Source organism: Microbacterium altimontanum (assembly GCF_058349865.2).
Genome location: NZ_JBYRJB020000004.1, coordinates 265,110 through 290,910 on the forward strand (window position 1 = coordinate 265,110; position 25,801 = coordinate 290,910).

The 25,801-nt window shown below is 67.8% G+C and carries 36 protein-coding genes; 32 read left to right on the plus strand and 4 right to left on the minus strand.

The annotated features are described in order from the left end of the window. Positions 1–66 precede the first annotated feature (66 nt). The 3 genes from AC3RX1_RS08620 to AC3RX1_RS08630 form a co-directional block, all read right to left on the minus strand. Positions 67–1,278 (minus strand): PucR family transcriptional regulator, encoded by a 1,212-nt coding sequence (locus tag AC3RX1_RS08620; RefSeq protein ID WP_491500817.1) that lies wholly within the window; start codon positions 1,276–1,278, stop codon positions 67–69. Between the two features lie 2 nt (positions 1,279–1,280). Further along, complete coding sequence (aceE, locus tag AC3RX1_RS08625; protein WP_491500818.1) at positions 1,281–4,007, minus strand: pyruvate dehydrogenase (acetyl-transferring), homodimeric type; 2,727 nt, start codon at positions 4,005–4,007, stop codon at positions 1,281–1,283. A 197-nt stretch (positions 4,008–4,204) separates the two neighbouring features. Beyond that, on the minus strand, positions 4,205–4,507 hold the full coding sequence (locus AC3RX1_RS08630; protein WP_491500819.1) for a helix-turn-helix domain-containing protein: 303 nt from the start codon (positions 4,505–4,507) through the stop codon (positions 4,205–4,207). Positions 4,508–4,597: 90 nt separating this feature from the next. Here AC3RX1_RS08630 and AC3RX1_RS08635 point away from each other — a divergent pair, with 90 nt between their 5' ends. Next, a complete protein-coding gene (locus AC3RX1_RS08635) occupies positions 4,598–4,801 on the plus strand; it encodes a helix-turn-helix domain-containing protein (protein ID WP_491500820.1) in 204 nt (67 codons plus the stop codon). A gap of 155 nt (positions 4,802–4,956) precedes the next feature. On the opposite strand, the gene AC3RX1_RS08640 is transcribed toward AC3RX1_RS08635, so the two are convergent. Then, a complete protein-coding gene (locus AC3RX1_RS08640) occupies positions 4,957–5,211 on the minus strand; it encodes a hypothetical protein (RefSeq protein ID WP_491500821.1) in 255 nt (84 codons plus the stop codon). 129 nt (positions 5,212–5,340) lie between these two features. On the opposite strand from AC3RX1_RS08640, the gene AC3RX1_RS08645 reads away from it, so the two are divergent. From AC3RX1_RS08645 to AC3RX1_RS08795, 31 genes are all read left to right on the plus strand, one after another. Next, positions 5,341–5,469, plus strand: a complete 129-nt coding sequence (locus AC3RX1_RS08645; protein ID WP_491500822.1) for a hypothetical protein — start codon at positions 5,341–5,343, stop codon at positions 5,467–5,469. Further along, a complete protein-coding gene (locus AC3RX1_RS08650) occupies positions 5,466–6,239 on the plus strand; it encodes a phage antirepressor KilAC domain-containing protein (protein WP_491500823.1) in 774 nt (257 codons plus the stop codon). The genes AC3RX1_RS08645 and AC3RX1_RS08650 overlap by 4 nt, the downstream gene beginning before the upstream one ends. Next, positions 6,239–6,475 (plus strand): hypothetical protein, encoded by a 237-nt coding sequence (locus AC3RX1_RS08655; protein ID WP_491500824.1) that lies wholly within the window; start codon positions 6,239–6,241, stop codon positions 6,473–6,475. Before AC3RX1_RS08650 ends, AC3RX1_RS08655 begins: the two co-directional genes overlap by 1 nt. Then, positions 6,472–6,675: a hypothetical protein gene (locus tag AC3RX1_RS08660; RefSeq protein WP_491500825.1), complete on the plus strand. Its 204-nt coding sequence runs from the start codon at positions 6,472–6,474 to the stop codon at positions 6,673–6,675. The genes AC3RX1_RS08655 and AC3RX1_RS08660 overlap by 4 nt, the downstream gene beginning before the upstream one ends. Before the next feature lie 37 nt (positions 6,676–6,712). Further along, positions 6,713–7,090 carry a hypothetical protein gene (locus AC3RX1_RS08665; protein ID WP_491500826.1) on the plus strand — a complete coding sequence of 126 codons (378 nt, stop codon included), beginning with the start codon at positions 6,713–6,715 and terminating at the stop codon, positions 7,088–7,090. After that, the gene (locus AC3RX1_RS08670; protein ID WP_491500827.1) at positions 7,087–8,052 is read left to right on the plus strand and encodes a YqaJ viral recombinase family protein; all 966 of its coding nucleotides are present in this window, start codon (positions 7,087–7,089) and stop codon (positions 8,050–8,052) included. Before AC3RX1_RS08665 ends, AC3RX1_RS08670 begins: the two co-directional genes overlap by 4 nt. Beyond that, a complete protein-coding gene (locus tag AC3RX1_RS08675) occupies positions 8,052–8,516 on the plus strand; it encodes a hypothetical protein (RefSeq protein ID WP_491500828.1) in 465 nt (154 codons plus the stop codon). Before AC3RX1_RS08670 ends, AC3RX1_RS08675 begins: the two co-directional genes overlap by 1 nt. Further along, the gene (locus AC3RX1_RS08680) at positions 8,509–9,243 is read left to right on the plus strand and encodes a hypothetical protein (RefSeq protein ID WP_491500829.1); all 735 of its coding nucleotides are present in this window, start codon (positions 8,509–8,511) and stop codon (positions 9,241–9,243) included. Before AC3RX1_RS08675 ends, AC3RX1_RS08680 begins: the two co-directional genes overlap by 8 nt. Further along, positions 9,240–9,707 (plus strand): hypothetical protein, encoded by a 468-nt coding sequence (locus AC3RX1_RS08685; RefSeq protein ID WP_491500830.1) that lies wholly within the window; start codon positions 9,240–9,242, stop codon positions 9,705–9,707. The genes AC3RX1_RS08680 and AC3RX1_RS08685 overlap by 4 nt, the downstream gene beginning before the upstream one ends. Next, positions 9,704–12,298: a DNA methyltransferase gene (locus AC3RX1_RS08690; protein WP_491500831.1), complete on the plus strand. Its 2,595-nt coding sequence runs from the start codon at positions 9,704–9,706 to the stop codon at positions 12,296–12,298. Before AC3RX1_RS08685 ends, AC3RX1_RS08690 begins: the two co-directional genes overlap by 4 nt. Continuing rightward, positions 12,295–14,046, plus strand: coding sequence for a DNA cytosine methyltransferase (locus AC3RX1_RS08695; RefSeq protein ID WP_491500832.1), 1,752 nt, complete (start codon positions 12,295–12,297; stop codon positions 14,044–14,046). Before AC3RX1_RS08690 ends, AC3RX1_RS08695 begins: the two co-directional genes overlap by 4 nt. Continuing rightward, positions 14,043–14,462: an HNH endonuclease gene (locus tag AC3RX1_RS08700; RefSeq protein WP_491500833.1), complete on the plus strand. Its 420-nt coding sequence runs from the start codon at positions 14,043–14,045 to the stop codon at positions 14,460–14,462. The genes AC3RX1_RS08695 and AC3RX1_RS08700 overlap by 4 nt, the downstream gene beginning before the upstream one ends. Before the next feature lie 214 nt (positions 14,463–14,676). After that, on the plus strand, positions 14,677–14,988 hold the full coding sequence (locus tag AC3RX1_RS08705) for a hypothetical protein (RefSeq protein WP_491500834.1): 312 nt from the start codon (positions 14,677–14,679) through the stop codon (positions 14,986–14,988). Then, positions 14,933–15,286: a hypothetical protein gene (locus AC3RX1_RS08710; protein ID WP_491500835.1), complete on the plus strand. Its 354-nt coding sequence runs from the start codon at positions 14,933–14,935 to the stop codon at positions 15,284–15,286. Before AC3RX1_RS08705 ends, AC3RX1_RS08710 begins: the two co-directional genes overlap by 56 nt. After that, positions 15,283–15,585, plus strand: coding sequence for a hypothetical protein (locus AC3RX1_RS08715; RefSeq protein ID WP_491500836.1), 303 nt, complete (start codon positions 15,283–15,285; stop codon positions 15,583–15,585). The genes AC3RX1_RS08710 and AC3RX1_RS08715 overlap by 4 nt, the downstream gene beginning before the upstream one ends. Before the next feature lie 357 nt (positions 15,586–15,942). Further along, entirely contained in the window at positions 15,943–16,605 is a 663-nt protein-coding gene (locus AC3RX1_RS08720) for a hypothetical protein (RefSeq protein WP_491500837.1), read from the plus strand. Beyond that, positions 16,589–16,906: a hypothetical protein gene (locus AC3RX1_RS08725; protein ID WP_491500838.1), complete on the plus strand. Its 318-nt coding sequence runs from the start codon at positions 16,589–16,591 to the stop codon at positions 16,904–16,906. Before AC3RX1_RS08720 ends, AC3RX1_RS08725 begins: the two co-directional genes overlap by 17 nt. Beyond that, positions 16,903–17,241, plus strand: a complete 339-nt coding sequence (locus AC3RX1_RS08730) for a hypothetical protein (protein WP_491500839.1) — start codon at positions 16,903–16,905, stop codon at positions 17,239–17,241. Before AC3RX1_RS08725 ends, AC3RX1_RS08730 begins: the two co-directional genes overlap by 4 nt. After that, positions 17,241–17,711: a single-stranded DNA-binding protein gene (locus AC3RX1_RS08735; RefSeq protein WP_491500840.1), complete on the plus strand. Its 471-nt coding sequence runs from the start codon at positions 17,241–17,243 to the stop codon at positions 17,709–17,711. The genes AC3RX1_RS08730 and AC3RX1_RS08735 overlap by 1 nt, the downstream gene beginning before the upstream one ends. After that, positions 17,695–18,138, plus strand: coding sequence for a hypothetical protein (locus tag AC3RX1_RS08740; protein WP_491500841.1), 444 nt, complete (start codon positions 17,695–17,697; stop codon positions 18,136–18,138). The genes AC3RX1_RS08735 and AC3RX1_RS08740 overlap by 17 nt, the downstream gene beginning before the upstream one ends. Next, complete coding sequence (locus tag AC3RX1_RS08745; protein WP_491500842.1) at positions 18,135–18,944, plus strand: hypothetical protein; 810 nt, start codon at positions 18,135–18,137, stop codon at positions 18,942–18,944. The genes AC3RX1_RS08740 and AC3RX1_RS08745 overlap by 4 nt, the downstream gene beginning before the upstream one ends. A 218-nt stretch (positions 18,945–19,162) precedes the next feature. Beyond that, on the plus strand, positions 19,163–19,330 hold the full coding sequence (locus AC3RX1_RS08750; RefSeq protein ID WP_491500843.1) for a hypothetical protein: 168 nt from the start codon (positions 19,163–19,165) through the stop codon (positions 19,328–19,330). Between the two features lie 292 nt (positions 19,331–19,622). After that, a complete protein-coding gene (locus AC3RX1_RS08755) occupies positions 19,623–19,964 on the plus strand; it encodes a hypothetical protein (protein WP_491500844.1) in 342 nt (113 codons plus the stop codon). 5 nt (positions 19,965–19,969) lie between these two features. After that, on the plus strand, positions 19,970–20,113 hold the full coding sequence (locus AC3RX1_RS08760; protein ID WP_491500845.1) for a hypothetical protein: 144 nt from the start codon (positions 19,970–19,972) through the stop codon (positions 20,111–20,113). After that, entirely contained in the window at positions 20,113–20,391 is a 279-nt protein-coding gene (locus AC3RX1_RS08765; RefSeq protein WP_491500846.1) for a hypothetical protein, read from the plus strand. The genes AC3RX1_RS08760 and AC3RX1_RS08765 overlap by 1 nt, the downstream gene beginning before the upstream one ends. Positions 20,392–21,003: 612 nt before the next feature. Further along, positions 21,004–21,372 (plus strand): transposase, encoded by a 369-nt coding sequence (locus tag AC3RX1_RS08770; protein WP_491500847.1) that lies wholly within the window; start codon positions 21,004–21,006, stop codon positions 21,370–21,372. Beyond that, entirely contained in the window at positions 21,326–22,894 is a 1,569-nt protein-coding gene (locus tag AC3RX1_RS08775; protein WP_491500848.1) for a terminase large subunit domain-containing protein, read from the plus strand. The genes AC3RX1_RS08770 and AC3RX1_RS08775 overlap by 47 nt, the downstream gene beginning before the upstream one ends. Then, entirely contained in the window at positions 22,891–24,294 is a 1,404-nt protein-coding gene (locus AC3RX1_RS08780; RefSeq protein WP_491500849.1) for a phage portal protein, read from the plus strand. The genes AC3RX1_RS08775 and AC3RX1_RS08780 overlap by 4 nt, the downstream gene beginning before the upstream one ends. A gap of 11 nt (positions 24,295–24,305) precedes the next feature. Beyond that, entirely contained in the window at positions 24,306–24,446 is a 141-nt protein-coding gene (locus AC3RX1_RS08785) for a hypothetical protein (RefSeq protein ID WP_491500850.1), read from the plus strand. A gap of 2 nt (positions 24,447–24,448) precedes the next feature. Next, complete coding sequence (locus tag AC3RX1_RS08790; RefSeq protein WP_491500851.1) at positions 24,449–25,225, plus strand: VG15 protein; 777 nt, start codon at positions 24,449–24,451, stop codon at positions 25,223–25,225. A 72-nt stretch (positions 25,226–25,297) separates the two neighbouring features. After that, positions 25,298–25,798 (plus strand): hypothetical protein, encoded by a 501-nt coding sequence (locus tag AC3RX1_RS08795; protein WP_491500852.1) that lies wholly within the window; start codon positions 25,298–25,300, stop codon positions 25,796–25,798. Positions 25,799–25,801: the final 3 nt, after the last annotated feature.

Consider the following 25,801-nt stretch of genomic DNA (forward strand, 5'->3'; position numbering starts at 1 on the left):
CGTCCAACTGGCGAGAGCCGCACAAGAATGCCGGAATCGTTTGTGCGCGCCGCACAGCAGGCACGATCAGTGCGGGCGTCGCTGCGGTGTGCGTCGGCGGGTCGCGTCGGTGCCGATCGCGCCGAGGATGAGGGCAGTCTGCAGGATGAGTGCTTCGCGCGGGCCGGTGGCGTCCCAGCCGATGACCTCGGAGACGCGCTTGAGCCGGTAGCGCACGGTGTTCGGGTGCACGAACAGCTCGCGGGCGGTGGCCTCCAGCGAACGGCCGTTGTCGAGGTAACTCCACAGCGTCGTGACGAGGTCGGCGCTGTGCGCCTGGAGCGGCCGGTAGATCTTCTCGACGAGGGTCGTCTTGGCCAGCGGATCGCCGGCGAGCGCGCGCTCGGGAAGCAGATCGTCGGCCTCGACAGGCCGAGGCGCATGCCGCCAGGAGCGCGCCACCGCGAATCCGGCCAGCGCCGCGCGGGCGCTCTGCCCGGCGTCCACGAGCGCCGGAACGGGTGGACCCAGCACGAGGTGACCGTCCCCGAAGCCCGGAGCCAGGTGGTTCGCGATCTGCAGGAACGGCAGCCCGTTCTCGGCGTCGTCCTCACCACGCGTCTGCGAGCGGCCGACGACGAGGACGAGGCGCGACCCCTGCACGCCGATCAGCGCATCCACCCCCAGCTTCCGGGCGGTGCGGCGCAGCTGGTCGACGTCGAACACCGGCGGCGTCGTGCCGACCAGCACGGCGACCTCGCCGTGGCCGTGCCACCCCAGCGCCGCGATGCGGCTGGGCAGCTGCTCGTCGGCCTCGCCGGTGAGGATCGAATCGACGACGAGCGCCTCCAACCGCGCATCCCACAGCCCTCGTGCCTCAGCCGCGCGGGCGTACACGTCGGCGGCGGTGAAGGCGACTTCCCGCGAATACAGCAGGATCGCCTCGCGCAGCTCCTCGCTGCGCCCGGCGACGCGCTCCTCGGTCACCTCGACGCTCACCCGCACGAGCTGCAGCGTCTGGGTGAGGCTCACGCTGCGCAGCAACTCGCGGGGAGCGGCGGCGAAGATGTCCGACGCGATCCACGGCGTCGAGTCGGGATCCTCGTACCACTGGATGAACGACGTGATGCCGGCCTGCGCCACGAGCCCGACGGCGGAGCGTCGTGCCGGCGGCATCTCGGCGTACCAGGGGAGCGATTCCTCGAGCCGGGTGATCGTCGCCGTCGCGAGGTCCCCGGAGATGCGGCGGAGCCAGACGAGGGTCTCCGCCTTGTCCGTGGGGGCCTGCTCACTGATCATGTTCAGCTCTCGCCGCCCGCGTTCCCGCTCGTTCCCGCCGTGACGTCGTGCAGGTGGTACTTCCCGATGGCCTGGGCAGACAGGCTCCGGTCGACGAGGCCGTCCTCGGCGAGCGACTGAAGAGTGCGCACGACGATGGACGGACCGTCGATCTTGAAGAATCGGCGGGCCGCCGGTCGCGTGTCGCTGAAGCCGAATCCGTCGGCGCCGAGAGTCGCGAACCGGTTCGGCACCCACGGACGGATCTGGTCCTGAACGGCGTGCATGAAGTCGCTGACCGCGACGACCGGACCCTCCGCGCCGCGGAGCTTGTCGGCGACGTAAGCGGTGCGCGGCTCCTCGTCGGGGTGGAGGAAGTTGTGCTCGTCGGCGGCGATGCCGTCGCGGCGCAGCTCGGACCAGCTCGTCACGCTCCACACATCGGCGGACACGCCCCAGTCGTCGCGCAGCAGCTGCTGCGCCTCGAGCGCCCACGGCACACCCACGCCCGACGCGAGGAGCTGGGCACGCGGTCCCTCGCCCGACCCCGTGCTCACACGGTGGATGCCGCGGAGGATGCCCTCGACGTCGACATCCTCGGGCTCGGCGGGCTGCACGAGCGGCTCGTTGTACACGGTGAGGTAGTACATGACGTTCGGGTCGGGGTGGCTGCCGCCGTACATGCGCTCGAGCCCGTCGCGCACGATGTGGGCGATCTCGTAGCCGTATGCCGGGTCGTACGACACCGTCGCCGGGTTCGTCGAGGCGAGCAGCGGCGAATGGCCGTCGGCGTGCTGCAGCCCCTCACCGGTCAGGGTCGTGCGGCCCGCGGTCGCGCCGATGACGAATCCGCGCGCCATCTGGTCGCCGACGGCCCAGTTCGCGTCTCCAGTGCGCTGGAACCCGAACATCGAGTAGAAGATGTACACCGGGATGAGCGGCTCGCCGTGCGTGGAGTACGCCGTGCCCGCGGCGGTGAACGCCGCCATGGCGCCGGCCTCGTTGATGCCGACGTGCATGATCTGCCCCTGCGGGCTCTCCTTGTATGCGAGCAGGAGCTCGCGGTCGACCGACGTGTAATGCTGGCCGTTGGGGTTGTAGATCTTCGCGGTGGGGAAGAACGCGTCGATGCCGAACGTGCGCGCCTCGTCGGGGATGATCGGCACGATCCGGTGCCCGAAGTCCTTCGCGCGCAGCAGATCCTTCAGCAGCCGCACGAACGCCATCGTGGTGGCGACCTCCTGGGTGCCCGACCCCTTCTTGGGAAGCGCGTACGCGGCGTCGCCCGGCAGTGCGAGATCGACGTGGCTCGACCGGCGCTCGGGCAGGAAGCCGCCCAGCTCCCGACGGCGCTCCAGCATGTACTGGATCGTCTCGTCCTGCGGACCCGGGTTGAAGTACGGCGGCAGGTAGGGGTTCTCCTCGAGCTGCGCATCCGTGAACGGCATGTGCATCGCGTCGCGGAACGCCTTGAGGTCGTCGAGGGTCATCTTCTTCATCTGGTGGGTCGCGTTGCGGCCCTCGAAGTGCGGGCCGAGACCGTAGCCCTTGATGGTCTTGGCGAGGATGACGGTCGGCTGGCCCTTGTGCTCGACGGCGGCCTTGAAGGCGGCGTACACCTTGCGGTAGTCGTGGCCGCCGCGGCGCAGGTTCCACACCTCGTCGTCGGTGAAGTCCTTGACGAGGGCGGCGGCGCGCTCGTCGCGTCCGAAGAAGTGCTCGCGCACGTAGGCGCCGTTCTCGGCCTTGTAGGTCTGGTAGTCGCCATCCGGAGTGACGTTCATGAGGTTCAGGAGCGCGCCGTCGACGTCGCGCGCGAGCAGGTCGTCCCACTCGCGTCCCCACACCACCTTGATGACATTCCAGCCGGCGCCGCGGAAGAAGCTCTCCAGCTCCTGGATGATCTTGCCGTTGCCGCGCACCGGCCCGTCGAGGCGCTGCAGGTTGCAGTTCACGACGAACGTGAGGTTGTCCAGGCCCTCGTTCGCGGCGACCTGGAGCTGCCCGCGGCTCTCCACCTCGTCGAGCTCGCCGTCGCCGAGGAACGCCCACACGTGCGCGTCGGAGACGTCCTTGATGCCCCGGTTGGTGAGGTACTTGTTCGTCATCGCCTGGTAGATGGCGTTGATCGGCCCGAGCCCCATCGACACGGTCGGGAACTGCCAGAACTCCGGCATGAGCCGCGGATGCGGATAGGAGGGGATGCCGTTGGGAGCCTGCGACTTCTCCTGCCGGAATCCGTCGAGCTGCGCCTCGGTGAGGCGACCCTCGAGGAACGCGCGGGCGTACATGCCGGGGGAGGCGTGGCCCTGGAAGAAGACCTGGTCGCCGCCGGAGGGGTGGTCCTGGCCGCGGAAGAAGTGGTTGAAGCCGACCTCGTAGAGCGAGGCCGACGACGCATAGGTGGAGATGTGGCCGCCGACGCCGATGCCCGGCCGCTGCGCGCGGTGCACCGTGATCGCCGCGTTCCAGCGGATCCAGGAGCGGTACCGCCGCTCGAGCTCCTCGTCGCCGGGGAAGGGCGCCTCGTTCTCGGGCGCGATCGTGTTGATGTAGTCCGTCGTCGGGACCATGGGCACGCCGAGCCGCAGCTCCTTGGAGGCCTTCAGCAGGCTGAGCATGATCTCCCGGCCGCGGCCGGCACCCTTGGCCTTGACCAGCTGCTCGAGCGACTCCTGCCACTCGCTCGTCTCGTCGGGGTCGCTGTCGAGGGGGCCCTGCGAATACGGATCCTGATCGTGGACAGTCACGGATCACCTTTCTTCGGCTGACGGGTCACGTCAGCTGCTGCTGCGGGTCAGTGGCACGTCGGGTACGGCGCGCGGCACACCGCGCACCAGCCTAGCGACTCGCTGACGCGGCGACGTCGCTGCGAAGCCGCATACGGCACGCTCGCTCTCGTAGACTGGCGGGACGGGCCTTTAGCTCAGCTGGTAGAGCGCCACGTTTACACCGTGATGATCGGCGCTTCGGGTCCGTTCGGGTTCTCGGGGTCGTCAGATTCGCCCATGAGGTAGGCCACGGTCGTGTTCAGCGCGGCCGCGATATCGAGCACCTCTTGGAGTGCCCAGCCGTTCTTCCCTCGCAGCTTCTTGCCGAGAGCGGTCGACTCCATTCCGATCTCGAGTGCGATTTCCATCTGCGTCTTGCCTGCGCGCCAGATGAGCATGTGAGCGCGCTCGCCGAGCTCGGCGTCCGCCTTGCGCGATGCGCGACGGCGGGTACTGCTGGTTTCAGATGCGAGTGCCATAGCCAGAACGATAGCGGACAAATCGGACAAGAATCAAGCAAATCGGCAAAAACGCTTGACTCGGACTATTTGGCCGTTAGAGTCGTCGGCATGAGTCAGGTGCTTAATAGTCCGGCAGCGGACATGCAGGCCGGTGAGTACATCACTCCCGGCGAAGCGACGCGCATCGCCTACCTCTCCACGAAGCAGCTGTCGCGCCTCGCAGACGAGGGCAAGATCCGGTTCATCCGCCCAGGAAAGCACCGCCGCTACCTGCGGTCCGACGTCGTCGCGCTCACAGGGCGTGCATCGTGACCGCGGCACCGTACTGTGACGCTCACCCGGGCGGGACGTTCGAGGCGTGCGACGACTGCGTGAGGGCGCGTCGCGCTCGGTGGGCGTGGCTGGAGGCGAACCGGCCCCGCCACTCGCGCCGCGTCGCCGCGAGGATTGGGACGGCGAGTGTGGAGCTACATCCCCGCGGTGATGCTCGCGAACTCGCGGTCGACCTCGGTCTCGTCATCAGCAGTCTCATCGAAGTAGCTGAAGTAGATCGCAGCGCCGGGGCTCCAGATCAGTTCGTAGGTTTCGCTGCTCGTGGACAGACCAACCACGGCGCACCCGCCTTGGGCAGCGATCGTGCGGATGCCTTCCTTGATCTGCGCCTGCGTTTCGTCGTCGACGGCGGTGAGTCTCTCGCCTCCGAAATGCACATACCAAGCCATGATGGTTCCCCTTCGGTCGGTGGCCCGGATGTTCCCGCATCCGTTCAGGCCTCTGAGCCGATCGTAGGGGCTGCGTCCGGCGTGCGATCCCCAAGCACGCCGGACGCAATCCCCTCGTCCCGCGAACTCGTGGAGCACATCGCACGCCGCGTCTACCCGTCGTGGGACGCGATGCACCCGTTCGCTCGGGAGAAGGCCGAAGTCGGCATCCGCCGCGCCGTGGCCGCGGTGCGCGAGTGGGACGAGGCGCACGCATGAACGGCCTGGAGATCTGGCGGTTCGTCGGCCACGTCGTGCGCATGGTGCTCATCGAGGACGAGCCGTGGTTCGTGCTTGCCGACGTCGTCGCGGCGATCGGCCTTACCCGCTCGGCGTCGGCGGTCGTCGACCGTCTCGACGATGGGGTACGCCAGACGTACCCCATCCGAGATGCGCTCGGTCGCGAGCAGCGCACGACGGTCGTGAACGAGCCGGGCGTGTACGAGGTCGTGATTCGCTCCGACGCGCCTCGCGCTCGCGAGTTCCGCCGTTGGCTCACCCATGAGGTGATCCCGAGCCTGCGCCGCACCGGGACCTACAGCATGGCGCCGGCGCTCACCGAGGACGAGATCGTGCACCAGGCGCTCGCGATCAGCGCGCGCCGTGTCGAGCAGCTGCAGTCGCACGTCGCCGAGCTGACGCCTCGCGCGGAAGCGTGGGACGAGCTGGCCTCCGCAGACGGCGACTACTCAGTCGCGGATGCCGCCAACATCCTGAAGCGTGCAGGCGTCGACACGGGCCCTCAGCGACTCTTCGACACGCTCGGCGAGATCGGGTGGATCTACCGGGGTGAGCGCCGCCGGTGGCGCCCGTACGCGCGGGCACTCGACGCGGGCTACCTCACGGAGCGCGCCATGCCGCCCTACATCGACCGGGAGACGGGCGACCTGATGCCCGCCGCCCCGCAGGTGCGGGTGACCGCGCGCGGTCTTGAACGACTCCGGATCCGGCTCGGGTCGCTCGAGCTCGCACAGATGGGAGCGGAGTGATGAAGCGCACGATCCGCTGGGTGGCGACGCTCACCTGCGTGGGAATCGCGCTGGTGCTGTGGTTCATGCCGCGAGGGTTCCTCTCCCTGGTGTTCGCGGTCCTGTTCGCCGGGTGCTTCGTGATCCTCTGCTGGTCCTGCGGGGCGTTCCGTCGCGACGCGTGGATCAGTGACGCACCGGAGGATGAGCCGCCGAGCCGTCTGGACGAGATGGATCACCGGGGGTGGCAGCGATGACGCGCATCCGGGTCCGCTCGGTTCTGAACTCCCGTCGCCCTGTGGGGGCGCGGCGGGCTATCGGGTCTGGGGATGACCCGAACCTCACCGGGGATGACCCCGGTCGTGGTGACCGGTTCTGGGGACCGGTCATCACGGTGGGGCTGCTCGGCGCCGCCGATGCCGCCCTCCTCGCTTACGGCTTCACGACCATCTCGTGACCGTCCACATCTACTCACCTGATCGAAGGGAATCACGATGACCGTGAAGCTGTCGGCATCGCTGCCGAAGGACTATGACGCGAACGGGATGGACCGTCTGCACCCGCAGCTGGTTCAGCACCCGGAGCGCCGCCACCTCGTGGTGATGGTGGTCGACACCGCGAAGAAGCAGATCGACTACACCGCCGGAGGCGAGGTCACGCCCGTCGCGGGTGTCCTGTTCATCGAGCCCATCCGGGACCCGGAGGACATCGACACGATCACCGACATCATGCAGCGCACTCGCGCCGAGCGGACCGGTGACGCGACCCTCGACTTCGACTTCGGCATCGGTGACCCGCTCGCCGACACGATTCAGCGGATGCGCGCCGAGGGCATGGACGTGTCCTTCCACCGGACGGACGACGAGAAGTGACCGCGCAGACCATCGCGGCGCGCATCGTCGTCCCGGCCGACGCGCCCCGCACCGTGTGGATGCTCGAGCGGGGCGAGGGCGTCACCGCCTCTGAGGTGTGGGAGATCGCCCGTGGCGGGATCAAGACGTGGAAGCGGATCCTCGAAGCGAAGATGAACGGGTCCCGGTTCACCGGGAACAAGGCGACCCGCGCCGGACACTCCCGCGAAGACGCACTCCTCGACGAAGCCGCCGACCAGCTGCACGTCGTCGCACCGAACAGTGCCCTGTGGGCGGCCGCCGACAACGACCTGCACCGGGCCACCCCGGACGGTATCGGCCGGAACAGTGACGGTTCGCTCGTCGTGATCGAGGTGAAGTCGCACGAGCACGGCTGGGAGAACGACGGCATCCCGGTCGACCACTACGCGCAGTTGCAGTGGCAGATGCGCGTGCTCCGTGCCGCGTCGGGCCTGTACGGGTGGGAGGTCCGTGACGACGACGACATGCCGCCCGCTGACGGTGCGCACTGGATCGACGTTCCCCGCGACGAGGAGATGATCGCGTACCTCGTGGACCGGGCGAACGCGTTCATCGCGTGGCGCGACGCGGGATGCCCTGACGTCGACGACCTGCCCGACGACGTCGAGGCGGCCCGCGCGGAGTGGGTGCCGGTCAAGCGGAAGCTCGACGAGGCAGCCCGTGCGGAGAAGACGGCGAACGCGGTGTTGAAGAAGGCGATCGCGAAGATGCCGCACGCGGCCCGATTCGGCGCTGTGGGCATGGGTGCTGATGGGGGCTTCCAGGCGCTCGTGTCGGAGACGGTGTCGATCGACGAGACGGCCTGGCGGGATGCCGCGCCGGAGGCGCACGCCCGTGTGCAGGAGCTGCGCGTCGAACTCGCGCTGATCGAGGCGGCCGCGAAGCGCGCGTACCCGAAGGTGCGGCGCACGACGTCGCTGCGATTCCAGGAGGCGGACTGATGGCCAGGCACACGATCTATCTCGCGTCGAGCTGGCGCAACGAGTTTCAGTCGGAGGTGCTCGCCGCGCTGCGCGCCGCCGGGCACGCGGTGTACGACTTCCGCAACCCCGACGACTCCTGGACGCTCAGCGGCCACGGTGACGACAGCGGCGGGTTCCGCTGGTCCGACATCGACCATCTCTGGGAGGGATGGTCGCCATGGGCGTTCGCCCGCGCGCTGGAGACCGACACGGCCGCGGCCGGATTCGGCAACGACTGGGACGCAATGGAATGTTCCGACGTCGGCGTCCTGCTGCTCCCGAGTGGACGCAGCGCACATCTCGAGGCTGGGTACTTCGCGGGTCACCCGTCGAAGTCGCTCCACATCCTCATCCCGGAGCTACCCGAGCCCGAGCTGATGTACCTCATGGCGGACGGCATCCACCTCTCCGTCGACGAGCTGATCGGAGCACTCAATGGCTGAGCTGGTGGAGAAGAAGACGATCGGTGAGGTTGAGCGCATCGTCCATGGCTCCGGCATGTGGGATGGCACCGGGCCGGTCGAGTTCTCGAACGATGGTGAGACGTGGGTGACCGCGTGGGCGCCGACCGATGAGCACCCGCACCCTGCCTACGCACGAGTGTCCACGTACCGGAAGGACGTGCGCATCCCGACCGAGGTCACGATCCGGTGGTCCGAGCAGTTCCCGGAGGCATCCGAGGAGTGGGCAGGGAAGTGGACCCGCTCACCGATGCGCCACTTCGGCCGCACCGTGCGCATGGTCGGGTTCCGGCAGACGTTCCGCGACATCCTCGGCGACATCGTGATCGACGACGAGGGCGACGAACGCGCCGAACCGTGGACGCCGCGCGAGCAGCCGGCACCCGAGCGTGACTGGGCCGCGGAGATCGCCGCGGCCGCCAACTCCGACGCGCTCGACGCGGTCGAGAAGGACGCGCGCGCCGCCCGCATCTTCACCCCGGACGCCGCCGGCACCGCACTGCACCGCGCGCTGCGTGCGCGCCGCCGCGAGCTGGCGGACCTCGCGTCGGGCGCCGCGTGGTCGGCGATGGGCGCGAACGAGCAGATGCGCGACGAACTCGAGTCGGTGAAAGAACCGGCACATGAAGTCAGGCGCCCGCAGGATCACCAGCCGCCGGCGAACCGTGCCGCGCGTCGCGCCGCCGCCCGCAAGAAAGGCAAGCGATGAACGTCGACCAGCAGAGCGGCGAGCTCATCGAGGACGAGAAGTTCCCGGGCAGTGACGCGCACCTCGTCCCGCTGAACCTCGCCGCCCTGAGCGAGGAAGCGCTGATTGAGCTGCTCCCCACACCGATCCAGGCCGCAGGCGCGCTGGCCCGTGCCCGGGAAGTGAACGGCCGTGCGCCGGCGGCGTTGGCGAAGTTCCGTGAGCAGCTGAACGCGGCCGAGAACGAACTGCGCATCGCGGTCGCGCTCGGCGCGGAGGAGCTGCTGCAGATCTACCCGCGGATGGCGATGAGCGAACGCCGCGACCTCGCCCGGGCGACGAACGACCGTGCCGTGCGCGCGCAGGATGCCCGCGACACCGCGTACCTGCAGTTCGAGTACGCCCGCGACTACGAACGCGCGATCGGCCGGGACATCGACATCCTCCGATCGCTGAACGCCAATTTGAGGGGAGAACACCGGTGAGCACGCTCACGAACCCCGCATTCCTCGATGCGCCGACGATGACGTACGAGGAGTTCCTGAGGGAGAAGGTCGCGTTCGTTCGGAGCTTCGGCTTCCCGGTCAACGCCGACGACCTCGCGCCCGTCCTGCTGCCGCATCAGCGCGACATCGTCCAGTGGGCGATCGCTGGCGGCCGTCGGGCGATCTTCGCGAAGTTCGGTCTCGGCAAGAGCGTGATGCAGATCGAGATCCTGCGGCAGATCATCTCGCACCCAGCCTCGACGGTCGCCAGCGGCCGTGCATTGATCATTGCGCCGCTCGGCGTGCGCGGTGAGTTCATCCGTGACGGCCGCAACCTGCTCGACACGGAGATCCGCTTCATCCGCCGCACCGAAGAGGTCGAGCTTGGATGGTCGGGCATCTATGTGACGAACTACGAGTCGGTGCGCGACGGGAAGCTCGCCGTCGACGTGTTCGACGCGGTCAGCCTCGACGAGGCGTCGGTGCTGCGATCGTTCGGATCGAAGACGTACCAGGAGTTCCTCGGTCTGTTCGATGCGATTCCGTACCGGTTCGTGGCGACGGCGACGCCGTCACCGAACCGACACAAGGAGCTGATCCACTACGCCGGGTTCCTGGGCATCATGGATACCGGCCAGGCGCTGACCCGGTTCTTCCAGCGCGACTCGTCGAAGGCGGGGAACCTCAAGCTCTACCCGCATAAGGAGCGCGAGTTCTGGCTGTGGCTGAACACGTGGGCATGTTTCGTTCAGCGGCCGTCGGATCTCGGCCACTCCGATGAGGGGTATGATCTGCCGCCGCTGACGATCCAGTGGCATGAGGTCGAGGTCGACCTGCAGTCCGACGTGATCGAACGCGACGGCCAGGGCGTGCTAGTCCGCGGCGGCGCGATGTCACTGCAGGGTGCCGCGAAGGAGAAGCGCGAGACGCTCGACGCGCGCGTCGCGCAGCTGGTCAGGATCGTGCGCGCGCACGTCGCCGAGCACGGTGCGGATGATCCGATCATCCTGTGGTGCGATCTGAACGACGAGCAGGACGCGATCGAGAATGCGCTGCGCGCCGAGGGACTGCCGTTCTCCAGTGTGCACGGGTCGCTGCCCGACGATGAGGCGGAACGCCGGCTCGACGCCTGGCGCGACGCCGACACGGCCGAGCTCGTCGGCAAGCCGGTGCAGCTCGGCCAGGGGATGAACCTGCAACGGTCGAACACCGCGATCTTCGTGGGTGTGACGTACAAGTTCAACGACACCATCCAGGCGGTGCACCGCATCCAGCGGTTCGGGCAGACCAGGCCCTGCACAGTGCACCTGATCTACGCGGAGACGGAGTCGGAGATCCGTGACGCTCTGCTGTCGAAGTGGGAAGAGCACGACCGTCTCACCGACACGATGAGCGACGTGATCCGCGAGTTCGGGCTGAACCCGGCCGCGATCTCGGCAGCGCTCACCCGGTCGATGGGCGTCGAGCGGCGTGTGGAGTCGGGCGTTGACTGGACGCTGGCGCTGAACGATTGCGTCCCGGAGACGCGCGACCAGATCGATGAGAACTCGGTCGATCTGATCGTGACGTCGATCCCGTTCGCGAACCACTACGAGTACACGCCGAGCTACAACGACTTCGGCCACACCGACGACAACCTGCACTTCTGGCAGCAGATGGACTATCTGACGCCGCAGCTGCTCCGGGTGCTCAAGCCGGGCCGGATCTACGCGTGCCACGTGAAGGACCGCATCCAGTTCGGCAACGTCACCGGCGCCGGCATCCCGACCGTGTCGCCGTTCCACGCCGAAGCGCTCGCGCACGGGCTCAAGTGGGGTTTCGACTACATGGGCATGATCACCGTCACGACCGACGTCGTCAGGGAGAACAACCAGACCTACCGCCTCGGCTACACCGAGATGCGCAAGGACGGCTCGAAGATGGGCGTCGGTTCGCCGGAGTACATCCTGCTGTTCCACAAGCCGCAGAGCGACCGTGCGAAAGGGTACGCCGACGAGCGGATCTCGAAGGACATCGCGGACTACTCGCTCGCCCGCTGGCAGATCGATGCGGCCGCCGACTGGCGCTCGTCAGGGAACCGACTGCTTACGCCTGAGGAACTGGCCCAGCTCGAGCCGAAGGACCGGTCGAGGCTGTTCAAGGCGCAGTCCCGCGCGAACGTGTACGACTTCGACGCACACGTCGCGACCGGTGAGGCGCTCGAAGCGAAGAAGGCGCTGCCGTCGACCTTCAAGAGCCTGGACCCGGGGTCGTGGCGGCCCGACGTGTGGGACGACGTGAACCGCATGCTCACCCTCAACGGCGAGCAGTCCAGGCGGGCGCTCGAGTTCCACATCTGCCCGCTCCAGTTCGACATCGTCGATCGGCTGATAGCTCGGTACTCCATGAAGGGCGAGCTGGTCTATGACCCGTTCGGCGGGCTCGGGACCGTGCCACTGCGAGCCCGGAAGCTCGGCCGCCGCGGACAGTCGTCGGAGCTGAACCCGACATCGTTCCGTGACGCAGTGATGTATCAGCGCGAGATGGACGCCGAGCAGGCGACGCCGACGCTGTTCGACCTGCTCGCGCTCGAAGAAGGGAGCGCCGCATGAGCGCCGCAGTCGCCGAGCGTATCGGCTACCAGCACCCGGACATCCCCTGGAACGGGCTGACGGTCACCGATCTGTTCTGCGGCGCCGGTGGATCGTCGTCTGGGCTCGTGGCCGCCGGGTACAAGGTCGTGATCGCGGCGAACCACTGGGAGCTGGCGATCAGGTCCCATCAGATCAACCACCCCGAGACGGATCACTCACAGGCGGACATCTCGCAGGTGAACCCGGCGTACTTCCCGCGCACGCACGTGCTGTGGGGGTCGCCTGAGTGCACGAACCACTCGATCGCGAAGGGCATCAAGCGGCAGCGGATGCAAGATCAGGCGCTGTTCGAGATCGACGGCACCCGCCCGCTGCCCGACGAGGCGGCGAACCGGTCTCGCGCGACGATGTGGGACATCCCACGGTTCGCTGAACACCACCGGTACATGGCGATCATCCTGGAGAACGTCGTCGACGCGTACCGGTGGGACCAGTTCCCGGCCTGGCAGATGGCGATGGAGTCGCTCGGCTACCGGCTGCAGTTCGTGTGGCTGAATAGCATGCACGCGCAGATCGGCGGCCTCCCGGCCCCGCAATCCCGCGACCGCATGTACATCGTGATGTGGCGTTCGGATCTGTCGACGAAGCAGCACCCGGCGCCGAACGTGGGGAAGTGGACCCGGCCGTTGGCGTTCTGCCCCGAGCACGGCCAGGTGCAGGCGGTGCAGGCGTGGAAGAAGGCCGAGCAGTGGGGCCGGTACCGCGCGCAGTATCTCTACCGGTGCCCGAAGTGCTGGCAGGTGATCGAGCCGGGCTGGCTCCCGGCGTCGTCCATCATCGACTGGTCGCTGCCCGCCCCGCGCATCGGCGACCGGGAGAAGCCTCTCGCGGAGAAGACGCGCGAGCGGATCCGCCGAGGCATCGAGCGTCACTGGGCGCCGTTGGTCGTGAAGGCTGCGGGGAACACGTACGACGGTGTGACGACTGGATCCGGATACCTCCGGGTGAGCGAACTCGACTCGCCGCTGCCGGTGCAGCTCGGCACGATTGAGCACGGCATGGCGATCCCGCCACTGATCGTCCGTGGCGAGGGCAACACCGTGCCGGCGAAGTCTGCGAAGGAGGCGCTCGGCGCGCTGACGGCGTCCGGATCGATGTTCGTCGCGCAACCGCTCATCGTGAACCACGTCAGCGGCGCTGATGCGACTCGGTCCGAGCCGGTCACGCGCGAACTGCCGTCGATCGTCGCGGGTGGGCTCCATGCCTCACTGCTGATCCCGGTGGAGGGGCGCGAGAGGAAGTCGGCGGCATCCGCCGCAGACCCGCTGCGCACGCAGTCGTCCCGCAACGAGACGGGGCTGCTCGTGCCGCTCCGGAATCACGGCGTCGCGAAGACCGTCGCCGCGCCGATCGACACGGTGAGCGCCGAGGGCAACCATCACGCACTCGTCATGCGGAACAACAACAACCGCGGCGACCAGTCGGCCATGAGCACGCCGGTGGACGAGCCGATCCGGGCGCTCACCACGGCGGGTCACCAGTCGCTCATTGAGCCCTCGGAGCCGATCAGCCTCGACGTCGACGACGCGGGCTTCCGGATGCTGGAGCCCCACGAGATCCAGGCGGGCATGGGCTTCGCCGCGGACTACCTGCTGCTAGGCACGAAGCGCGACAAGGTGAAGCAGGCGGGCAACGCCGTCACCCCGCCCGCCGCCCGTGACCTCGGGCACGCGGTCGCTGAGTTCCTTCTGGCGGTGGCAGGATGACCGCCCCGACGACGGAGACCCGCACGAACGTCTACCTGCGGGACGGGTACCGCTGCGTGATCTGCGGGGCGCTCGAGCTGACGTTCCAGCACCGCCGGGCGACGGGCATGGGCGGGTCGAAGAACCTCCCCACGGCCGTCGACGGGCTGACGCTCTGCGGCCCCTGCAATGAAGCGTGTGAGCACGCCATGCAGGGTGTGGCGCTCGCGAACGGGTGGAAGGTCCGCCGGTGGGTGCAGTGCCCCGAGAAGGTGCCCGTCCACTTCCCCCGCGAGCTCGCATGGTTCCGGCTCGAGGGCACCCGCCGTGTGCAGATCTCGTCGGCGGTGGCGATGGAGATGGGCTGCTCGGTGTACGGCGACGACTGGATGCGGTGGCGTGCACAGGTCGTCTTCGAGAGTCAGGCGCGGCGATGACCGAGGAGCAGACGTGGACGCTCGACGACGCGTCGCGCGCAAGATCGGCGGCCGCTCTCGCGGAGATCGACGGTCAGCAGGCGAGACACCCGAAGTGCGCCCTGTGCGGGCAGCGGTGCCTGAAGCTGGACCGCTTCGGTCTCTGCTCGAAGGTCTCGGACGCACATAAGGAGTGGCGTGCGCAGTCGCGCGCCGAGAGGAAGGCAGGGACCCGATGAACGTGGAGAAGGAGCTCGCCAGCGCGCGACGCCGCGTGCAGCAGCAGATCGACCGGAGCGCGCGTGAAGCACTGATCCGAGCCGGCATCGACGTCGACGCCGAGGAAGCTGCTGCGCGTGCCGCGGCGGCAGCCGAGCGCCAGCGTGCCACGAAAGAGGCCGCCGAACAGCTCGGACGGACCCTTCGCGCGATCCGTGACAGCTGGGTCCAGATGGCTGACGGTATCCTCGCGGATTCAACGGAGGTGCGTGATGAGAGCGATCTGCAGGGACTGCGAAGAGGGCAAGCACGGCGCGTGCACCGGTGAGGCACTGATCGAGTTCGAGAACGGTGACGTCAGCGAGGTGGAGTGCTGGTGCGCGGGCGTCCAGCACATGCCGGTCCCGGACTTCCCGGACGCCGCCGACAAGCTCATCTTCCTGAACGGGATGGGCGGGTACGTCTGCTCCGTCTGCGAGGAGCCGACCGAGTCGGAACCGTGCCGGAAGCATCAGCCGAACGCGGCGGCCGCGGCCGCCGGTGAGAAGTACCTCGAGGGGATGCCGCCGGCGCGACGTGAAACGGACGTGCCGTTGTTCGATGCAGGAGAGGCGGCGATCGCATGAGCGGGGCAGCTGAGACAACGTCGGTCGAAGTTCACGACCCGCGTCGCGAAGAGCTCATCGACTTGTTGGTGAAGATCTACGCGGCGGACGACTACTGGCAGCTCGACGCCGAGTATCCGACCCGCTCGCGTGAGGATGCCGAAGCCGGGATCGAATACGCCCGGTACGTCGTAACCCCGCTCGTCGACGGGGTGCTCGGGTATATCGACCAGCGCTACGTCAGGTGCGATCACGAGGCGCGCTGCTGTCGCGTCCACGGCACGCACGTGAGCCCGCATCGGGGGTGCATGCTCCGATGAGCGCGATGCCGAAGTACGCGATGACGTACGTCGTCTGGGACCCACGGTCGATGACGTTGAAGATCGGCCGGGCCTGGGCGTGGTCGCGTGTGCAGCGGTGGCTCGACCGCGGCTGGCACGCGATCGTCTGTCAGCGCGGCACCGACGCCTCATGGGAGCGGGAAGCGCTCAGAGTGTTGCGTCGCTGGTTCCCGGCCGCGTTCACGTCGTGGCGAGATGCCGAGCGTCTGCTCGGCGGCGGTGGGAAGGGCTACACGGAGTGTTTCACCGTCCGCATGGAGGATCTGAACTTCGCTCTCGACAGGATCATCGAGGGCTTCGCGAGAGGGAATGACCAGGGTGTCAACGAAGCAACGAATGATCAGCCCCGCCGATCTGGAGTCGCTCGCCGGCGTGCCGGACGAGGCGAAGCCGATGGCGGTGTGGCTGTGGCTGCACATGGACCCGCTCGGCCGGGGCTTGATGGACCCGCGGAGCATCGGGGCGCAGGTCTACCCGACTCGGGAGAGGGTGTGGGCAACCGAGGCAGCGGTCGAGCATCTGCTGATGCTGATGGAGGCGGGCTTCCTGACCACCTATCAGGCGAACGGCTGGGAGTGGATCCTGCTGCTGCACCCGCTGAAGGTGGACATGCGCGGCGTGCGGATCGACACCCCGGAGCCGCCGGGAGTTTCTCCATGGACGTCCATGGCTGTGGGTGGGGGAGCGCGCGGGCGCGAGCGGGCGCGGGAGCGCGCGAGAGCGCAGGTGCGGGCCGAGGACGCGGCGAGGGCGGACGCGTGGGACGCGGTGCGCGCGGACCGGGAGGACGCCCCAGAGCAGCCGGAGAGACCTCTGGTGCTGGACGCCCCGCCGATGTTCTGCGACGACCACATGCCTCACGGGGCCGGCAGGAAGAAGTGTGGCCCCTGCCGGGATGCGCGGCTGTTCCGGGACGAGTGGCTGCAGCGCCGGGTGTACGAGGAGAAGCTCACGCAGTTCAACGAAGCGGTGGGGGTGGACAATGACGAACCGTTCTGAGGTCGTCGAGACCGAACCGGACCCATCGTGGTGGTGCTTGATCGACAAGCGGGCGGCGCTGCGTGAGCAGTTCCCGACGCTCCGTCAGGTGCGGAACGAACGCCCAGGGTGCGCGGCCGACGTCGAGCGGAAGCGGCTGTTCCGCGAGGAAGCGGAGCTGCGGAAGGCGCGTGAGGTGCAGGCGCGGTGGGATGCCGCGGCTGAGGAGAACGCCAGGCGCCGGAGACGGGCCGAGGACCGTGCCCGTGCGATCGAGTACCGGGCGTATCAGCAGGAACGACACGAGAGGAAGACAGCATGAGCAAGTTCCGGAAGAAGCCCGTTGAGATCGAGGCTGTCGAGTTCCTCGGCGGCCCGAACAACGCGACCGACGTCATCGAGTGGGTGCTCACGGGGAACGGCACCGCCCGCTACGTCGGACGCGGCGAGTACCACCCGATGCGGTACCCCGAGGAGCTGTACGTCCACTCGCGCGACATCGTCGCATCGAAGGACGCGCCTGCGTTCCTCGTGATCGACACACTCGAGGGCCCGCACCGTGCGAACGGCGGCGACTGGATCATTCGGGGTGTGCAGGGCGAGTTCTACCCCTGTAAGCCCGACATCTTCCGCGAGACGTACGAGGAGGTCCGCTGATGGCCGGCGAAACGATCATCACCGTCGTGGGAAACCTCACGGCCGACCCCGAGCTGCGCTACACGCAGTCTGGTCTGCCCGTCGCGAACTTCACGATCGCGTCGACGCCGCGCACGCTGGATCGGCAGTCGGGGGAGTGGAAGGACGGTGACGCCCTGTTCCTCCGCGCGAGCGTGTGGCGTGAGTTCGCGGAGCACGTCGCAGGCTCACTGTCGAAGGGCTCCCGTGTCATCGCGACCGGTCGCCTGAAGCAGCGTTCCTACCAGGACCGTGAGGGCAACAGCCGTACGTCGATCGAGCTGGAGGTCGACGAGATCGGCCCCTCGCTGCGCTATGCCACAGCGCAGGTGACGCGCGCGGCCCGGAGCGACGCACAGCCTCGCGAAAATATGCCAGCAAATATGCCGGCGACGGACGTCGACGGCTGGACTGTCCCGAGCGGAGGGTATGGCGATGACACACCGTTCTGACCCGACGTGCGCAGCGTGCCACGGCACGGGACTGGTGATCGTGTCTCGCGACCCGGATCTCGAACGTGACTGCCTGTGCACCTACCCGGAGGGTGTGGACGGGCCGGCGGACGAGCTCGAGCGGGCCCGCGAGGTGCTGGAGCGGGAGGCGTACGTGCGTGAGCACGGCAACCATGACCGGCTGCACCTGGCGCTCGCGGACGCGCTGCGCCGCATGGTCACCCGAGAGGAGAACCGACTGCGTGACACCTCGTTCCCGGAGTACACGCCAGAGTCGGTGATGGACGCCGCGTTCAAGTCGCAGGCGGACTGGTGGACTCCGGACAGCCCGCCGGTCAAGGGCGTGCTCGTCGCTGACCTCATCCAGTCGGTGGCCGAGGCTGTGCACCGGGCGACGATCGAGCATCTCGCAGGGGGTGGATCGTGAGCGAACGTTTCTGTGCCAGGGGCTGCACGAAGCTCGACGTGCACTACGCATCGTGCGAGAAGCACGGCCCAGACTACGAAGGCGACGACCCGTGCCGGGGCTGCGCGCCGCGTGAATGCCGTGACGGATCACTGATCTGCGACCGCTGCTTCGGCCGGATGCGGGGTCTCCTGTCGGACATCTTCGATCTGCTCGGCCGGTTGCGGTCGCTCGCGGACCCGTCGAAGGCGCAGCCTCTGGATGAGGTGCGTTTTCGCTCGACGACGGTGGAGGCGAAGGCCCCGGTGGGGGTGGACCTGCTGGATGCTCTGCACGCCGTCGAAGCGGTCGCGTCGGTCTGGGAGACCTGGGGTCAGGACATGACGGCGATCCAGAACGACCAGTCGGCGGTGGAGTACTTCGGATCACACGTGCTGGACCGGCATCCAGCCGTCGACGGGCTCCGCGAGATGTGGTCGGTTCAGGATGCCGTCGACCAGTGGGGCGTGGAGCGTCGTAGCGACAGGTTCGTGTACCCGGATGACGACGAGGAAGAGATCGAGCTCGGCCCCGTCCGGGAGTGGTTCGACAGGCTTCTCACGCTCGATCAGGCGGCTACACGTGCGCGGGTGTCGCAACGTCAGGTGCAGCGTTGGGTGAAGAACGAGATCCTGGAGGTCGTCGCCCGACATCGCGGCCCGCACGGATCGGTACTGAAGTACGTTTACACGTCAGCGGTCGACGCGGCCGCCGAGCAGATGCGAGCGAATCAGCAGCGGTCGCAGTACGCGACGACGTCGGGCATGGGCGGTCACGAGGGATCCTGAGCGCGGCGAGACACGCGCGCTTGATGTTCTGCGGTGTGTCGCCAGTTCTTGCTAAGCTGAGCTTGCGCGATAACTGGCCCTGAGGAGCATCTGCTCCCGGGGCCGTTGTCGTTCCCAGGGGGACTGTGGAGGGTCCTGGCCGGGGGTTTGAGCCCGTTGTGTTCCCCCAGAGCGCACGGTCCTCCCGGCCAGGACGGCACAGAGAGGGGCGGCCCGTCATGCTCGGCATCACATGGGCGGCGACACTCGACGCCGCGCTCGACGAGATCAGCCGCCTCAGCCGGGAGCACGACAACGCCCTCGAAGCCGTGACCGCGTTCCTACGCGATCATCCCGAGTTCGAGGAAGATCAGCACCTGACGGTCGCGCGACTGGCGCTGTTGTGAAGGTCCTCGTCGGCCTGGTGCTCGGCGCCGGCCTCACCATCGGATGGCTGTACTCATGGCGTGCCCTGATCGGTTACGCCCTGAGCAGGGGGGACTGATGATGGCTGTCGGCAGAGCAGTGATCCGCATCGACGTCATCACCCGGCCGGCCGAGGGTGATACCCGGTGACCTCGAGCAGCGCGTCGAAGCCACAGACCGGGCACTCACATGACCCGGCGGAGCACTGTCGACACACCGTGCTCGCCCAAGATGATGCGGCCGGTGCGTCGCCGAGGCTCAGAGAGGCACACGATGATCCACTACGGCCCCAGGCAGAGGACGGAAGGCTTCGGCTGGCACTACTGCGTCGGACAGTCACCAATCGGCTACTGCAGCGAGCACGCGCCGCACGCCACCGAGGCTGAAGCGCGCGAGTGCTACGGCCGGTGGCAGCGCGATCACGTCGTGCTCGACGGGAAGTGCTCGTGGACGAGCTGCAGGGTGAAGGGCTGCGACGCACCCGCGAACCGGTACGCCCGGATCGAGGGTCGCGGCTACGACATGGCCACGCTCTGCACTGAGCATCTAGACATCGAGCACGCGGTCGTAGCCCTCCGCATCGACGGGCCTGCCGGCGATGCGTGGGAGTCCTGATCGCCATGACCATGACCTCGTGCACCCACTGCGGCAAGCAGTGGGTGTCACAGCTGTACGCCGGCGATTGCGCCGACCAGGACGAGATGGAAGCCGACGACCGGGCACACGACCGGCTATACGGCATCAACCGCACGACGGGGGACTGATGGCAGCGAAGACGCCGCTCGAGAAGCTCGCAGACGCCGTTCACGAGTTCTTCGCGACCACCGATGCTCCTGAGGGCACGTTCGTCACGAGCTGGGCTGTCGTCGCCTCCACAGCACGCATCCAGTCCGACGACGCGTCGGCGCTCCCGATGATCGATGGTGCACAGTACGCGCTCGGACCCGAGACGTCAGCGGTGCAGGCGGCCGGCCTCGCGCGATTCCTGGACGTGGTCGTCGAGCGTGTCACCTGGCAGATGCTCGGCGACGAGGGCGAATGACCGGGACGCCTCGGCACAACGCGAACGGTGCACGACGCCGCTCCCTGGTAGCCCGAGTGAAAGCAGAAGAGAACGACTGCGCCCTCTGCGACAACCCAGTAGACAAGTCCCTCATGTACCTGCCCGGGGAACACGGGAAGCGCTGCCCCACCCGTGACTGCACCGGATGCATCCCAGACCCCATGCGCGGTGAAGTCGACGAGGACATCCCACGCTCACGAGGCGGCTCACCCTACGAACGCTCGAACTGCCACCTGCTCCACCGCAAGTGCAACCAGTACAAAGCCGACATGACACTCGACGAGGCACGCGCCAAGCTGCACGGCGAACGAAGCAACACGTCAACACGTCAACGTGTCCACGCCTCCAGCATCTGGTAGCCCGACCAGCACGAACACGGCAACCCACGAACCCGGCAAACCGCCGACGCCGCACGCCGAACACCCTGGGCACCCCACCCCCCCACCCCCGGCGCCAGGCGCACCCGCGGCATTGGGCCCATCTCTCCCCGGGCATTTTCCACTTTGCAGGGGGTGATTCACGATGGGCGGTGCACAGGCTCAGCTGCGTGCTGTGGGAGCGCCGAAGGCCGCGGGATCACGCGGGAGTCGGGTGTACAGCGAGGCGTTTAAGCGGGATGCGGTCGAGAAGGCTCGGGCTGCAAAGTCGATTTCACAGGTGGCAAAGGCGCTCGGTGTCTCCCGGCCGACTCTCTCGGCGTGGATGAAGGCGGCCGCGCCGCCGCCGATGACGCTCATCGATGCGGCGCGATCCGGGAACCGGAAGGCGTACCTTGAGGCGCTGCGCGACGAGCTCGCGGAGAAGATCGCGGCGGGCATGGCAGCGCGTGATCTGCCGCCGAACGTGCGGCTGCTGAACGACACGATGATGCAGCTCGAGGAGATCAAGGCGCGCGAGTCGGAGGAGGCTGCTGATGCCGCGTCCGCGCCAGACGAAGACCTCGACCCCGAAGACCTCTGAGCGGAAGCTGTCCGAGGTCGCGAAGCATCTGGTCGTGCCGTCCGGGATCAAGACGACCGGGTATCCGGCGGTCGAGGCGCAGTGCAAGAAGATGGGCGTCACGCACGACGCCTGGCAGAAGGGTCTCGGGCGGGCGATCCTCGCGAAGCGCGCGAACGGGCTCTATGCCGCCGGCATCGGTGGTGTTCTGATCTCGATCTGCCGTCAGGTGGGCAAGACGTTCACGATCGGGACGATCATCTTCGCCCTGTGCATTCTGTTCCCTGGCATCAAGGTGCTGTGGACCGCGCATCACTCGGCGACGTCGGATGAGACGTTCGAGACGCTCTCGACGCTGGCGCGCCGCCGGCGCATCGCGCCGTATGTCGCTCACAACGGGATCCGGCAGGGCAACGGCAAGCAGCGCATCAAGTTCCGCAACGGCAGCCGGATTATGTTCGGCGCTCGTGAGCACGGCTTCGGTCGAGGCATCCCCGGTGTGACGATCGTCGTGTTCGACGAGGCGCAGATCCTGAAGGCGAAGGCGCTGTCGGACATGATCCCGGCGGCGAACACGGCGAAGAACCCGCTGATCATCTACATGGGCACCCCGCCGAAGCCGGAGGATCCCGCCGAGGTGTTCAAGGCTCGCCGCAAGAAGGCGCTCGACGTCAAGAAGCGTCGCGCCGCTGGCGAGAACGTCGATTACGACACCCTGTACGTGGAGGTCGGCGCGAACGCCGGCGACAACGTCGAGGATCGCGCAGTGCTCGCGAAGGCGAATCCGTCGTTTCCGCACCGCACACCATGGGAGTCGATTCTTCGCCTGCGGGAGAACCTCACGGATCCGGCGGACTGGGCTCGTGAGGGGCTCGGCATCTGGGATGAGGAAGCGGACGGCGACGGGCCGCTGTCGAAGTCGTGGCCGATGCTCGCCGTCGACGACGTGCCGACGGAGGGTGCGCGCGCGTTCGGTGTCGCGTTCTCCGCGGATGGCATGAAGGTGTCGCTCGGTGGCTGCATCCTCACTGAGGAGCGTGCGCACGTCGAGCTGATCGACGCGCAGCAGGGTCCGGTGGACGCGGCGCTCGAGCCGCTCGCTGACTGGTTCGTCGAGAAGGTCGACGGCGTGCCGCGGTGGAAGCGCGCGTCGCAGATCGTTCTGTCGGGTCGTGCTGGTGCTCTGGTGTTGGAGCAGATGCTGATCAAGCGGAAGGTGCCCCGGAAACGGATCGTCGTCGCGTCGTCGGCACAGTACTTCCAGGCGTGCGGGATGCTGCTCGAGCAGTCGACGGCCGCGGCCCGTGAGGCGAAGCGCGGGGAACCGCTGTCGCTCACGCACCTCGCTGGCGACGGTCAGGCGCAGCTCGACGAGTCGGCCAAGAAGTCGATCCAGGAGAAGCGAACGCGTGACGGCGCCTGGGGCTGGGCGTCGCCCGCGGGTGATGAGACACCTGTGGAGGCGGTCAGCCTCGCGCTCTATGGGGCGCGGACGGGCCGGAAACTGCCGGTGAAGCGTGAGAGGACGGGGGTGATCCTGTGACGCCTGGCATCGAGCTCGCTCTCGACCACTCCGACGCGTCGATGCTGACCGCTCTGCTGAAGGTGTGGCAGGACAAGAAGCAGCGCAACGCTACCCGTACCGTCTACTTCGACGGCAAGGCTGCGCTGAAGGACTTCGGGATCTCCATCCCGCCCGCGATGCGGTCGATCGAGGCCGCGCTCGGATGGAGCGCGAAGGGCGTCCACGCGCTCACGGATCGTTCGAAGTTCGAGGGGTTCGTCGACGCCACAGGATCGGATGACCCGTTCGGGCTCGAGCAGGTGATGTGGGAGAACCGGTTCCGAGTCGAGTTCCCGGCGGCGCAGGTGTCGTCCGCGGTCCACGGATGCTCGTTCGTGACGGTGTCGCAGGGCGACACGCAATCGGGTGAGCCTGACGTGCTCATGCTCGCACGGTCAGCCGAGTCGTCGGCCGCAATCTGGGACACGCGGCGCCGTCAGATCGGCGGGTTCCTGTCGATCGTGGAGACGGACGAGCAGGACGATCCTTCGGTGATCGTCATGTACGTGCCCGAGAAGGTCGTCACGCTGACCCGGTCCGGTAGTCGCTGGCTGGTGGACGTACGCCGGAACCCACTCGGTCGCGTATCCGTGGCGCCGCTCGTCAACAAGTTCGAGCTGGGCCGGCCTCTCGGGCACTCGCGGATCACCCGGGCGAGCATGTACTTCTCCGACGCGGCGCTGCGCACCATCGTGCGAGGGGAAGTGTCGTCGGAGTTCTACTCGGCTGTGGAGTACTGGCTGTTCGGGGCCGATGTGGAGTCGTTCATCGGCAATGACCGGTGGACGGCTGTCATGGGTCGCATCAAGGCGATGGACACGGAGTCGAACGAGCGGGGCGACCAGCCTCAGCTGCACCGGTTCACCGGCGCGTCACCGGATCCGCACATCGCGCAGATGCGGATGTGGGCGAACCTGTTCGCCGACGATCAGGATCTCGACGTGAAGTTCGCGGACACCTCGAACCCTTCGAGTGCGGATGCGATCTTCGCGGCGAAGGAGACGCTGATCACCACGACGCGCGATGCGAACGCACTGTGGGGTCATGGCGCCGTAGACGCGGCGCAGATGGCTGTGATGCTTCGAGACGGACTGGACGAGGTACCCGCTCAGATGCGGGCTCTGCGGGCCCAGTTCACGGACCCGGCGATCGTGTCGCCGTCCGCACGTGCGGACGCGTACTCAAAGATCTCGGCTAGCGATCCGGAGTTCGCGACCTCCCGAGTGGGCCGACAGTACGCGGGGCTCTCGCTCGAGCAGATCACACAGCTGGAGGCTGAGCAACGTCGGAACGACGCCTCGTCGCGGATCGCGCAGTTGGTGGAGGCGGCGAAGGGTGTTCGTGCTGACGCCCCCCCTCAGACGGCGACAGCGAGCTGACGCAGGCGCAGGTGCTCAGCGCGAAGGCAGATGCGCTCGGCGTGCTACGGCGTGCCGGTGTCGAAGCGGCCGACGCCGCGCGGTTGGCGGGGCTCCCCGGTGTGAAGTTCATTCCGGGGCAGCCGATCACGATCAAGACCGCTGAGGAGTGACCATGGCGACGTCTGCGCAGATCGAGGAGTTCCGGACTGCGCAGGCGTCGCTGGTCACTCTCGGTCAGGATCAGCTGCGCGACGTGCTCTCCGCTTTCTCCGTCCGCTCCAACCCCGCCGCGGTGCGGGATGTGCTGCTGCAGTACTTCCCGGATTTCATGACGGCGTTCGGAGACACGGCCGCGGTGCTCGGCGCCGACTTCTACGAGATGGTGCGCAACTTGCCGCCGTCGACGGGCACGCTGCAGACGGTGTTCGCTCAGCCGGCGAAGACGAAGCAGTCCGAGGGTGTCGTCAGGTGGGCAGTGGGTGGCCTGTTCTCGACGGACGCGGATTGGGCGTCCTTCGAATCGCTGCTGCTCGGCGCCGCACAGCGACTCATCCTGCAGCCGTCGCGAGAGACTATTGACCTGCTCGCGCAGGCTGACGCCCGCGCCGGGAACGTTGCGGCGGTCGGCTGGTCGAGACGCGTGCACCCGGAGCGCGCGCGCTCGGGGAAGTCGTGCGACTTCTGCATCATGCTCGCCGGACGCGGGCCCGTGTACCGGTCGCAGGAGGCCGCCGGGTCGGTGATCGGCCGCGGCTCGGAGCGCACCGGGTTCGACGAAGACGGGAACCGGCTGGTCGGCGGTATCGGCGGCGGGATGCGCACGCGCGGTGACCGCGAGCTCGCGGCGGAGTTCCACGACGACTGCAACTGCACGACCGTGCCCACGTTTTACGAGATCCAGGATCGCCCCGGATCCCGATACCCGCAGGTGCTCGCACCGATCACCTGACACAGACTTGCCCGCACCGCGATGGTGTCGGGTTTCACGCGGCGCGACTGCCGCTCAACCACTGGAGGACGCATGTCTACCGAAACCGCGCCGGCCACGCCGGCACCTGCTGCACCGGAAGCCCGGGCGGATGAGGGCGCGACGCCCAACGAGCCGCTTGGCGAGCCCGGTCTGGCCGCGCTGAAGTCGGAGCGGGACGCGCGGAAGGCAGCCGAGAAGGCCGCCGCCGACGCGCTCGCGAAGGTCAAGGAGTACGAGGACCGCGAGAAGACGGAAGCGCAGAAGCAGCAGGAGGCTCTCGAGAAGGCGCAGCGCGAGCTCGCCGAGGTGACGATCGCGAAGACGCGTGCCGAAGTGGCCGCTGCCAAGGGCGTACCTGCGGAGCTGCTCAGTGGCAGCACGCAGGAAGAGCTCGAGGCATCGGCGGAGCGACTCATCAACTGGCGGGGCGCACAGCAGACGCCGCCCGAGCAGGGACGGTTCATCACCCCTGCTGAGGGCGGCCAGCCGGCGATCCCGCTGAATGGCGACGGTCTGGAGACCGCGCTGAAGCAGGCTCTCGGCATCAGCTGAGAC